This is a genomic window from Blautia sp. An81, assembly GCF_002161285.1.
GTDB lineage: Bacteria > Bacillota > Clostridia > Lachnospirales > Lachnospiraceae > Blautia > Blautia ornithocaccae.
The window spans coordinates 1-11413 of the sequence record NZ_NFHH01000050.1 but is presented as its reverse complement, the minus strand read 5'-3'; the positions used below and the strand labels follow the sequence as shown (position 1 = coordinate 11413).

Sequence of the window (11413 nt, the reverse complement as noted above, 5' to 3'; positions counted from 1 at the left end):
TCCTGTGCAGGGTCTTGCCCTATGGAAAATATACCTGCCGACTACTGGCTCATTCTTTGTCTTACATTTACTGACTTCCGGCACGCTTCCTCATTCCGGCACCTTGCGGCGGACGTTTCTCCGTAAATGATTCCACCTGCCTCCAGCTGTCCTGCCACAGCTGAATTCAATCCACTTCTTCCTCTTCATGGGCTCAATTCAACTGTGACAAGCATGGATCAACGATTCCTGTTTTACTTTATTACGCTGCCTGTATCTGGGGCCTGTGGATATCTCCCATCATTTTTTCCGGGTTATAATCCACCCCTTTGGTCAGTATCACATAAAAGATCCTGATCACTTTACATGCGATTGCCACTACGGACTGCATCTTCTTCAAAGGATTCTCTTTGCGTGTCCGATAGTACTCGTGGATCGCTTTAAACTCCGGATTCCTCCCGATCAGTGACAGCGCTGCTTCATACAGCACATATCTCAGGCGTTTCCGGCCTCTGTAGCTGATCCGGCTTTCGCCTTTATGCTTTCCTGACTCATTCGACACAATCGCATATCCTGCCAGCTTCTGCAGCTGTTTTGGATCATCGAAACGTCTGATGTCCCCTACTTCTGCAATAAATCCACTGACTGTGACCAGTCCAACTCCCTTGATCGCCATCAGCTTGTCGATATATGGGATCTCTTTCAATTTTTCTTCTATCACCCCAAGCAGTTCTTCCACTCTTGATGCATATACATCCATATCTTTCAGCAGGTTCTTCAGTTCAATCCTTGCCGCTTCCGGCGCTTCCTTACTTCCAACGCTGTGCTCTGCAGCCGATACCAGGGTCTTTGCCCTCTTCATTCCGGCGCCTCTCAGTTTTGCGTCCCTCCAGATCCTGTTTACGCCTTCCACTCCCAGTTTACAGATATCCTCCGGCAGCGGTGCTGTCTCCAGTACCATCCTTCCGCTGACCGCCTTTAGATCCCTGTAAACGTCTTTATACTCCGGGAAATAGATGGAGAACCATCTGGCGATCCGGTTTTTGGCTCTGGTAAGCTCTTCCTGTGCCTGGAACCGCATGTTTGACAAACTCCTGATCTCTGCATAAACGCCAGTAGGTATATAAGGATAAGAGAAACGTCCTTCATTCACAAGACTGGCGATCGTCTTTGGGTCTTTGCGGTCATTCTTGTTGGGATTATTGTCGTCCAGTTCTTTCGACTTTTTTACGTGATGGGGATTTACATGCACCGGCCTCATTCCATTGTCCTGCAGGAATTTTCCCAGGGCGAACCAGTAATGACCGGTTGGCTCCATACCAGGAATCACAACGGATTTGCCATTTTTCTCTAAAAGATCCTCCATCCAGGCTTTGAAGGTCTGAAATCCCGCTTCACTATTGCTAAACTCAAAAGGCTTTTTGGTAAATTCATAATTCCTCCAGTCGAAAGCACGGACAAAATGAGTTTCACTTCCAACATCAATACCAACAATTAAAGTTTTTTCAGTAATGGATGCAATTTTTGCGTTTTGTGTGTTATACTTCATTTCAGATACCTCTCTGTTCTATAGGATTTGTACTAACCAGCAAAGTCAGCAAATCTTATTTTACTCTGAGGTATCTTTTTTTCTCAACCACCTTTCGTGGAATTCCCTATATTTGTATTATACAGGAAGCTCCTGTGTACGTTCATTGCCCGCAGAGCACATCCGCAGTCCACACACTTGATAACGCCTGCAAAAATATTTACAAATCCTCCCTTGTTCTGTGGAAGCCTACGACTTGTAATAAGCTGTTGGACAATATCAAATTCCTCCTGCGTGACTATTCCCTCATGGGTATTGGGTATCACTTCCCATTCTTCGGGCAGCTTAGAGGGGCGTTTCTTGCTTTTCATATTGGCGGCAATCCGTTTGTAGCCTACAAGATTTCCCGCATATATCGGGCTTCTTAAAATGCTCCTCACGCTGTTCCCACTCCAAATATAGCGTTTGTCCTCGTTCCCCTCAAAATGACGTTCAAAGCCTGTTTCGCCACGCTCCGCCGCATAAGCGGCAGGGCGTAGGATATGCTGTTTATTAAGATGTCTGCAAATTTTGGCAACTCCATTCCCTTTTAATGCAAGGTCGAATATCTCTTTTACAACATGTGCCACTTTATCATCTATCAGCAGATGGTTGTGGTCGGCAGGGTCTTTGATATAGCCATAAGGGGCGGTAGTTCCCATGAATTTCCCCTGTTGAAACCTCGCCCGATATGCCGATTTTATCTTAACAGATATGTCAGCGGCATACATTTCGTTTAAAATGTTGCGGAAAGGCGTGATGTCCATAGCAGATTTATTCAAGGTATCTACGCCGTCATTGACCGCTATATACCTCACGTTATGCTCTGGGAAGAAAACTTCCAGATATAACCCACAATCAAGATAGTTTCTCCCCAGACGGGATAAATCTTTCGTAATCACGCAGTTTATCAGACCGCTTTCAATGTCTTTTATCATATTCTGGAAACTTGGTCTTTGGAAATTTGTACCAGAATAACCATCGTCCACATACGTTTTTGCTATGTGCCATCCCTGCTTTTTCACATAATCCGTGAGGATGGATTTCTGTGTCGCAATGCTCGCACTCTCGTTATCCGTACCATCGTCTTTAGATAAGCGGCAATAAATGCCGACTAAATAGATTTTCTTTTCTTCTTTGATTCCTGCCATACTGTAAAACCTCCGTATCTGTCCTATCTGTTTTCATGTCCCATTGCGTACATTCTAAGCGGACAGCCCCTCATTGTCGAAGGTGTCGCCCTCGGCAATCTTCTTCCGAATATCCTCGGAGATAATCGGGACAAACGCTTCTGTAACGGTCTGTGTGCCGACATATTCACGGCTGATTATCATCTGCACTGGTGCTTTTGGCACGATACGCTTTCTCTTTTTATCTGCTTTCTTATCCTCGCCCATACTTAAATCTTCCTTTCCAGACAGGGCAGGGAAGAGTTTGGAAATGTCCCCGCCCTGCCAATCAGATACCATTAATCCTCGCTGTTTAATTCTTTCTGTAATGCTTTAAGGAGTGCCGCCGCTTCATCAGCGTTCAGCGTGATTCCCTTGCCGCACTTTTCACGGTTCGGGGAAAAGCTGCGGATGTCATACTTCGGCTCTTTCCCATTCCATGAAATGAGATTGATTTCCTTTGTGTAGCCACTGTCGCCCGTAGACAATACTGCGATTTCCTTTACGATTTCATACTGGATTTCTCTCATTCTCCATACCTCAACTCTCTGTATTTACTTCCCGAAAAAAGAAGATTAGCGGCTGTCACGGTTGCGTTTCCTCTGCAACTCACGCTCCAAAAGTTTGATGATGGTTTCCTCCATCTGCTTCGGCGTTGTGTTCTTCGGAAAGTATTTTTTCAGCTTGCTTGTGTTGATTTTCAAGGTTTCTTTCTGGTTGCCCTTTTCCTCCGTCATAATCGCAAATATCGTATCCATGTCAAGCCGCCCGCTCTGGCTTAACTGTTTCATCCGCTGTGCCTGTGAGAGTGAGGGCGTTGCTTCTTCGCTCTCCATCGTGGCAAAGAGGTTTTCCTGCTCGTCTTTCTTCAAGAAGGACAGTTCCACCGCAGGCGTGAGGGCGATTTTCCCCTCGTCCACCATCTGCAAAATCGGCGGTATCAGTTCCGTCAGGCGGATAAAACGCTGCACGGTCATCCTGCCCACGCCGAAGCCCTGTGCCACCTTGTCGTCCGTCCGCAACTTCGTCACAACTTGTGACGAGGTTAAGTCTGTGCGGAAACCCTGCCGCTTCATGGCTTCGGATTTCATCTTGTAAGCAAACGCCCGCTCCGATGGCAGGATATTCTCACGCTGCAAATTGCTGTCTACAAGGGTGATGATGGCTCGGTCACGGTCTAAGGGCAGGACAAACGCAGGCACGGTATTTATCCCTGCAAGTTCAGAAGCACGGACACGCCGCTGTCCTGCAATCACTTCATAACCGTCCCCGTCCTCTTTCGGGCGTGTGATTATCGGCGTGACAATGCCAAATTCCTTGATGCTTTCCGCTAACTCTGACAGTGTTTCATCTTCTGCCACATGAAACGGATTGTCGGGGAACGGGTACAAGTCTTTGGTCTTTAACACCTTAAAATCCTGTTTCTTCATTCACATATCTACCTTTCTTTCGCTCTGCTTCTATGATTTTTCTGCAATTCTTCCAACACTTCGGGCGGTATTTTTGACAGCAGCCGCCCCATCTGCTCGTTGGTTCTCTGCAATTCAAATATCTTCTGATTCGCTTTCTGCACCTTTAGTTCCTGCTCGTACTTTTCATCACGCATACGCCCCGCATAGTCTGATTCCTGCCCAATTCTCTCTTTCAAACTGTCGATATACGCCTGCTGTTTCCCGATTTCCTTAGAGAATTTCTCCACGTCTGGCAGCCATGCAGAGAGTAAATCTAACGCTTTATCCCTTTTCTTCCCTGCGTTAAAGGCGTTGATGTCGGATAGGGCAGACACGATTTCTTCATACTGTTTATCAAGCCTGCCGCCTAATTTATAGAGCCATGTGGGGACGTGTTTCCGCTTGGTTTCCATTGAGGACTGCCCCCGTTCAAGCTGATTCCACCGTGAGGACATCCGCTCATGGTAGGCGGTCTGCCACTCGGATAATGATTTCTGGTTGCCTAAGATAGCTTTCGCTGACAGCTTATTGTCTGGCGTAATCGGCACAAAGCAGAGGTGCATATGGGGCGTTCTCTCGTCCATATGGACGACAGCGGAGAGGATATTCTGCTTTCCAACACGCTCCGAAATGAAGTCAAGAGCCGTCTGGAAATACGCTTTTTGTTCTTCGGGCGGTAACTGGTTCATAAATTCTGGTGAAGCTGTGATGAGCGTTTCCACCATCATCACGCTGTCTTTCCTTGTCCTGCACCCCGCTTCGGCTACCATGCGGTTAATCTCTTTCTTGTAGGTGTACTTTGGTGGTGCTATGAGATGGTAATTGTTTTTAGAGCGTTCCATATCTATATCTGGGTTGCTTTTGTAGGCTTCTTTCTTCCGCTCGTTGTGGCGTTCACAAGCCGCAACGCCGCCCGCTTTTCGTTTCTGGAAACGCAGGATTGCATAAGGCATAGGCGGATTCCTCCTTTCTTTCGGCGGGTGACCGTCCTTTGGGGTGACAGCGGTGACGGTGGTGACAGCAGTTTTGGGATACCCCCTGCCGACTGCCGCAACTGTCACCCTCACCCCCTGCATGACGGTCATGTCGATGATGACGGTGTTTTTGGGATACCCCCCTCGCAAGAGCCGTCACCGTCATGCCGCCATTCTTTTATCCGAAGCCGTAAGGCGTAGGATAGCAGGGCACAGCCCTGCCTTAAGGGAGTCCAGAGGGAACGTCTGGCACACGACTTTGCAGGGCAAAGTGTAGTGTGTTACACCCTGTAAACGCAGTCGGAAAAATCGGAATGATTTTTCTGACCGCAGGGGTGGTTTTACACGACCGAAAAGGGCGAGTAAATCTCACGCCTGCATTTTGCGTTTACGGGGTGTTCTCCCGTAGGGATGACAGCGGCAGGGTATCCTAAAATCACTGTCACCACCGTCACTGCTGTCACCCGCAGGGCAGAGCCGCCAGCTTTACATGGCTTTAAGCGTCAATGACAGTAACAGGGGGGTATCCTAATATCGCTGTCACCACCATCACCGCTGTCACCCGCCCTCCTTGCAAGGGCAATCCGCCTGCCGTCTTTCCTGCGGCTGTACTGGTAGCAGATACGGTTCTCGCTTAAAAATGTGGTGCGGTATTCATTCAGCCATTTCGTAATCACCGTGGGTATGGTTTCCGTTTCCCCCATAGCGGCTAACAGTTCCGTTGCCGTGCCTATCCATTCTTCCTTATCCCTCATAAAATCCACCAACCGAAAAAGGACATCTGGTATCGTTTCTTTCGCAAGCTGCTCCTGCGTTTTCCGCTCCACAAGCTCCCAACGGCAATCACGGAAACGCAGCGTGTATTCCTGATAAGGCGTGTCCCTGCCCGTCACATACAGCTTGGCGGTGTCAGACGCACGTTTCTCCTTTTCCAGAACAAAGGTAGCGTCCGCACTCCCCGTTAATCCTGTCGTCCCAGACACCTTGTTGAACACGTCGCTGTCATTCTGCTTTCGGATGTGGTGTACGACAATGACCGCCAGAGAGTGCCTGTCGGCAAAGTCTTTGATGAGGGAGATGTCCCCATAGTCGCTTGCATAGGCATTGTCTTTTGAAGCTGTACGGACTTTCTGCAAGGTATCAATGACAATGAGCCTGCTGTCTGGGTAATCTTTCAGATAATCTTCAAGCTGCACGATAAGACCGTCTGACAGCTTGCAGCTTGCCACGGCAAAGTGGAGCCGCCCGCTTGCTTCGTCCGTCAAACGAAATAACCTGTCCTGTATGCGGCAGAACGTGTCCTCAAGGCAGAGGTAAAGCACATCGCCCTCCATTGTCGGCATATCCCATAAAGGGATTCCCTGCGACACGCATAAGCATAGCTTCAGCATGAGCCAGCTTTTGCCTATCTTCTGTGAGCCGCAGAACAGCGATAAGCCTGTCGGGATAAGGCTGTCCACCACAAAGGATGGTTTCTCAAGCGGTTCATAAAGGAGCGTTTCGGCGTTGACTGTCTGTAACTTCTGCATGGCTTTCCTCCTTTCGGGCGGTGTCTTTGTTTTCGTTGCACATAGGCGTTGACCTCCTTAAAAATAGATTTACTCCCACGGAAAAAAGTGAGAGTATGTAATGCCGCCAATCCCACACAAATAAAAAACAGATTTCTTTTTCGGGCGGTGTCGGTCACGGTTGGAGATATTTCTTCAATTTCCGCCTTTACTTTCTCCTTTGCAATCGCAACAGATTTCTGTATTGCCGAAGCGGTGCAATGCTCCATAGCGGCGATTTGGTAAAAATTGAACTCATACTCGTAGTAGAGCAGGAAACGCCGCCTTTGTATCTCTGGAAGGCTCCCAACCGCCTTATAGAGCGTTTCATTCCGTTCTTCCTCAACCATGCGTTCATCAAGGCTCTTAGGCACACGCAACGCCCGTCTGTAAAGGGTTTCGTCCCATACCTCGTTAAACTCCCTGTGCCGCTCGTCCCATTAGAAAAGATTCCTGTTCCTGCGCTCCATCTGCCGAAACTCCATAAAGAACTGTTCCGACACTTCCAACTCGTGGGATTTGCCCTGCCCGTCCTTAAAGCTGATAAAATACCTTGTGCCGCTTTCCGTGGATTCCTCCCGAAGCGTGTATGCCTTAACCCTGTATGCCATCCTGTTGTCCTCCTGCAAAAAATGAGTGAGGGGATTTCCATCCCTCACCCAGTAGCCCGCAGGATGGCAGGCTGTTTTAGAAGCTATAAAATTTTCCGCAGCTTCTTCCGCAGATGGTCTAACCTCGCATAGATGGCACCAGTCGTCAAATGCACAAGCGGGGCAATCTCCTTTGTGGAATACCCCTGCATTTTCAGCAGGACGATTTTCAAGGTACGCCCGTCCACCGTGACTAATACTTGATAGAGATTTTCGCTCTCAATCTCTTCCAGTAACTCCGCAACCGTACCCACTTCCGCCTGCCGCTCCCTGCCTGCCATGTCCTCAAGATATTCCGCAACGTCATTCGTCCATCGGTAAAACCGCCTGTTGGAATTGAAGTCTGCCCTGTCCGCCATGCGTATCTGCTCAATGGTCGCTTCATCAACGCCGCACTCACGCAGCAGCTTTTCCTCCGCTTCTTTCCAGATACGCCATTTCCTGTCCTCCCGTCCGTGGTTGTATGCCATTCTTACTTCCTCCAATCAGAATTGATTGAGAGGGCAGAGAAAAGCCCCCTCATCTTCCCAAAGGAAAAAACAAGGGGGCTGAACGCCTTAAATTTTAATTTTCTATTATCTTTCTTAGTTTTATTAGGATTCTGGCTTTGCGTTTGTTTACAACGCTCTGGGTTATGCCCAACCTCGCCCCGACTTCACGCTCGGAAAGTCCGTCAAAAAAGATTGCCTGTATCAGCTCCTGTTCACTATCCGACAGCAAAGGCAGGGCGGCTTTCAGCCTGTCCACCATGACCGCATTGACAACGGTTTCTGCAATGTCCACCGCTTCATCAGTGATAAAGTCCAGAGGATTCCCCTCGCTGTCCGTAAATCCGTCGAGAGATAGCAGTCTATTCTTTGTATCTAATTTTTGCAGATAACGCCACCGTTCCTTGTCACGGTAGAAGTCTGTGTATTGCTCCCTCACGACTTCAAGCAGACAGCCTTGAATGGGGATAAACAGCTTGTCCATATAGGTCTGGTCGGATTCCCTGCAACGGCAGAACTCCGTGTAGGATAATTCCACATAGCCGCCACTTTCTCTGATATATACCTTTCTTGGTGCATATTTCACCATAAATACCTCCCATCTGAATTTTTGAAATGTAAAAAATCCAGATGGAGAGGCGGAGAACGACACCGCATATCAGAAACAGCCCTACGGCACTTTCCAACAAAAATCGACAAAAGAAAAACCGCAAAGGCTCTGTGACCTTTACGGTTATAGGAAATAGTAATTCTATTGTATGGAGATTGTACTTCTACTTTCAAGGTGAGAAGTACCGTTGCACTGGCAGAAATTTTTTTAACTGGTTTCCTGCCGTTCTCTGATATGCTATGTATTGATAAATTTTGCTTCGTATGAGCAGATAGATAACTGCCCGAAAAAAGGACATAAAAAAATCCCTCCAAATTTAAAAACAAATTCAGAGGGTAATTTAGGGTATAACAAAATAACCCACCCGAATATCGTTTTTTTTATTTGGTGAGTTTGTTCTTTCAAATACGAAACAAAAAGAGCCGATGATTCGTGAATTGTTCCACAATTTCATCGGCTCTGCGTCTTAAGCGTCTGGCTCTTTGATGACAGTTATCTTCAAGTTGTCAACTTTAATCAATCTTTCTTGTCTGCATTTTGGACAATAAAGGGGATAATTCTCCAAAACAGTGTCCTTCCTAATTTTATTACGGGTTTTGCTCCCACAAACAGGACACAATATCCATTCGCATTTCATCATAATTAGTCTCTAATCCTTTCAAATCTCATTTTATATGACTTTTGCAAGCTGTTAAGCTAACTTGTGGAACATATGCCGAACCTTATCTATACGGCTATTCGGGCGGCGGGGTTGGCAAATAAATTTACCAATAGCTGGCTGGTATCCTTTTAACTCTGTCAAGCAGACTCCCTGCCCATTTGTGAAATAAGTTAAATCGTTCCTGTATTCTTGAATACATCTAGCAGGGATTTCTCCTTTCAGAATGACCTCGTCATTCTTTATCTGAGTACTTACAATATCTGCACAATACCTTGGAGCATCATGATACGCCCGTGAGAGATATTCCTGCGGTGCATAAATTTCAAAGTGGAGATATGGCTCTAATAGTTCTGTCCCTGCTTTTTTTAAAGCCTGCTCCAATACGATAGGGGAAAGCAGCCGAAAGTCTGCGGGGGTACTTACAGGACTATAATACAATCCATATTCAAAACAGATTTTACAGTCTGTCACTTTCCATCCATACAGCCCCTGCTCGCAGCCATAAAGAACCCCCTCCATAACCGCATTTTGGAACGATTGATTTAAATATCCAAGTGAAACTCTGCTTTCATACTGCACTCCGCTTCCAATAGGGAGCGGCTCTATGGACAACCCGACAGAAGCCCAGAAAGGATTTGGCGGGACTTCTATGTGGATGGTATATTCTGCTTTTCTAAGCGGTCTTTCCATATATATAACAGTAGGCTCTTTTATTTCTGCCTCCACATGATATTTTTCCTCAAGGATGGCACAAATGACTTCCATCTGCACATTCCCCAAAAAAGAAAGTATAATCTCATGCGTTGTAGTATCCACATAATATTTTAAAAGAGGGTCGCCATCTGAAATTTCTGTAAGTGCCCCAAGCAATATTTCCCGCTGTTCAGATTTCTTTACTGCAATCGTTGTTTGGAGCATAGGGAGAGGATTTTCAATAAATTTTCTCTGCGGCAACAGTATTTCGTTCCCCAAAATACTGTTTAGCTGCAAAACATCATTTGGTAAAATTACAATATCACCAGAGCAGGCTGTATCGGATGAATATAATTCACCGTTTGTCGGAACACACATCTCTGTGATTTTTATTTTCTCTTTTTCAGATATTCTAATAACATCCCTCAAATGCAATGTTCCGCTATATATACGCACATAAACAAAACGCCGCCTTTTCTCTGAATATTCAATCTTAAAAACCTGCCCGCATAGTTCAGATTGACCTTCAGGCGTTGATGAATAAAATTTACTGGCAATTACTTCTATAAGCTGCCGAATCCCCAGATTGTTTTTAGCGCTTCCGTGATAAACGGGAAATAACGTTCCGTTTTGGAATCTCCTGTTTTCTTCCTGTTCCAGTTCTGACATTTTAAACGGTTTCCCTGACATATATTTCTCTAATAGTTCATCGTTTCCCATAATTACCGCATCCCACTGTTCCATATCGTCATTGTCCGTTACATTTATATGGGGATGCTGCCCAACCTTTTGCTTCACTATAATTTCCGAAGAAAGCTTTGCTTTCATTTCCCGATATACCATTGGCAAATCAATCCCCTCTTGGTCAATTTTATTGATGAAAAAAATTGTCGGAATCTTCATTATCTGTAGTGCATGAAACAGTATACGGGTCTGTGCCTGTATGCCATCCTTTGCAGAAACTAATAATACTGCTCCGTCTAATACGGATAAAGAACGGTATACTTCCGCCAAAAAATCCATATGGCCTGGCGTATCTATAATGTTGACTTTTACATCCTCCCACTGAAAAGATGTCACTGCTGTCTGGATAGTGATTCCCCTTTGACGCTCCAAATTCATTGTATCTGTCCTTGTTGTGCCTTCATCTACGCTCCCTAGTTCTGCAATTGCACCACTGGTATACAATAAACTTTCCGTTAATGTTGTCTTTCCTGCGTCAACGTGAGCCAGAATGCCTAAGTTAATTATTTTCATGTGATTTTCCTCCTATCAACACCCAAAAAAGGGCATAAAAATACCCAGTGATAAATACTCCTATCACTGGGTAAATAACTCCAATAGCCCCAAAACACTTATATGTTTTCGGGCATATAAAATTACATGATAAAAGTATTCTTAAACTGGGTACAAAAAACTAAGCCCCATATTAAAAGTGAAACGGGACTGCTACTTTTTGTTCCCACTATCAAATTGACAGTTTATTTAAGAATACCTTGCCGCATATTTATTAACTCCTTGTATAATACTGAATCTAATTATATTCCTTAACCCTTTATTTGTCAAGCTGACAAACTAAAGCAGAAAAAGCGGCAGGATTTCCCCCTGCCACTAATCATCTGTT

General features: G+C 45.9%; 10 protein-coding genes and 3 pseudogenes. All 13 read right to left on the bottom strand.

What is annotated here, in order from left to right; translation table 11 throughout:
* Positions 1-41: 41 nt before the first annotated feature.
* The 13 genes and pseudogenes from B5G33_RS22260 to tet(O) all read right to left on the bottom strand — a co-directional run bounded on the left by B5G33_RS22260 (position 42) and on the right by tet(O) (position 11046).
* On the bottom strand, positions 42-170 hold the full coding sequence (locus tag B5G33_RS22260; protein ID WP_275532383.1) for a hypothetical protein: 129 nt from the start codon (positions 168-170) through the stop codon (positions 42-44).
* A 71-nt stretch (positions 171-241) separates the two neighbouring features.
* Positions 242-1528 (bottom strand): IS110 family transposase, encoded by a 1287-nt coding sequence (locus B5G33_RS20525; protein WP_087418935.1) that lies wholly within the window; start codon positions 1526-1528, stop codon positions 242-244.
* A gap of 131 nt (positions 1529-1659) precedes the next feature.
* A pseudogene (locus B5G33_RS20520) lies at positions 1660-2697 on the bottom strand (recombinase family protein); the annotation flags it as partial.
* Positions 2698-2751: 54 nt separating this feature from the next.
* On the bottom strand, positions 2752-2943 hold the full coding sequence (locus tag B5G33_RS20515; RefSeq protein WP_001820669.1) for a hypothetical protein: 192 nt from the start codon (positions 2941-2943) through the stop codon (positions 2752-2754).
* 71 nt (positions 2944-3014) lie between these two features.
* A complete protein-coding gene (locus B5G33_RS20510; RefSeq protein WP_001206986.1) occupies positions 3015-3245 on the bottom strand; it encodes a YdbC family protein in 231 nt (76 codons plus the stop codon).
* Between the two features lie 45 nt (positions 3246-3290).
* Complete coding sequence (locus B5G33_RS20505; RefSeq protein WP_000743700.1) at positions 3291-4145, bottom strand: ParB/RepB/Spo0J family partition protein; 855 nt, start codon at positions 4143-4145, stop codon at positions 3291-3293.
* 8 nt (positions 4146-4153) lie between these two features.
* A complete protein-coding gene (mobV, locus tag B5G33_RS20500) occupies positions 4154-5119 on the bottom strand; it encodes a MobV family relaxase (protein WP_001820668.1) in 966 nt (321 codons plus the stop codon).
* A 517-nt stretch (positions 5120-5636) separates the two neighbouring features.
* Positions 5637-6669, bottom strand: a pseudogene (locus B5G33_RS20495) (AAA family ATPase).
* Positions 6670-6823: 154 nt separating this feature from the next.
* Positions 6824-7298: pseudogene (locus tag B5G33_RS21270) on the bottom strand (RNA polymerase sigma factor).
* A gap of 83 nt (positions 7299-7381) precedes the next feature.
* On the bottom strand, positions 7382-7807 hold the full coding sequence (locus B5G33_RS20485; protein WP_000323895.1) for a sigma-70 family RNA polymerase sigma factor: 426 nt from the start codon (positions 7805-7807) through the stop codon (positions 7382-7384).
* A gap of 94 nt (positions 7808-7901) precedes the next feature.
* Positions 7902-8411, bottom strand: a complete 510-nt coding sequence (locus B5G33_RS20480) for a sigma-70 family RNA polymerase sigma factor (RefSeq protein WP_105116765.1) — start codon at positions 8409-8411, stop codon at positions 7902-7904.
* A gap of 490 nt (positions 8412-8901) precedes the next feature.
* Positions 8902-9072: a cysteine-rich KTR domain-containing protein gene (locus B5G33_RS20465; protein ID WP_004614788.1), complete on the bottom strand. Its 171-nt coding sequence runs from the start codon at positions 9070-9072 to the stop codon at positions 8902-8904.
* A gap of 54 nt (positions 9073-9126) precedes the next feature.
* Positions 9127-11046 (bottom strand): tetracycline resistance ribosomal protection protein Tet(O), encoded by a 1920-nt coding sequence (gene tet(O), locus B5G33_RS20460; protein WP_000691758.1) that lies wholly within the window; start codon positions 11044-11046, stop codon positions 9127-9129.
* Between the last annotated feature and the right edge of the window lie 367 nt (positions 11047-11413).

Bases quoted from the DNA above. Each gene is read 5' to 3' on its own strand.
- B5G33_RS20525 (WP_087418935.1), bottom strand. From the start codon at position 1,528: ATGAAGTATAACACACAAAACGCAAAAATTGCATCCATTACTGAAAAA.
- B5G33_RS20515 (WP_001820669.1), bottom strand. From the start codon at position 2,943: ATGGGCGAGGATAAGAAAGCAGATAAAAAGAGAAAGCGTATCGTGCCA.
- B5G33_RS20510 (WP_001206986.1), bottom strand. From the start codon at position 3,245: ATGAGAGAAATCCAGTATGAAATCGTAAAGGAAATCGCAGTATTGTCT.
- B5G33_RS20505 (WP_000743700.1), bottom strand. From the start codon at position 4,145: ATGAAGAAACAGGATTTTAAGGTGTTAAAGACCAAAGACTTGTACCCG.
- mobV (WP_001820668.1), bottom strand. From the start codon at position 5,119: ATGCCTTATGCAATCCTGCGTTTCCAGAAACGAAAAGCGGGCGGCGTT.
- B5G33_RS20485 (WP_000323895.1), bottom strand. From the start codon at position 7,807: ATGGCATACAACCACGGACGGGAGGACAGGAAATGGCGTATCTGGAAA.
- B5G33_RS20465 (WP_004614788.1), bottom strand. From the start codon at position 9,072: ATGAAATGCGAATGGATATTGTGTCCTGTTTGTGGGAGCAAAACCCGT.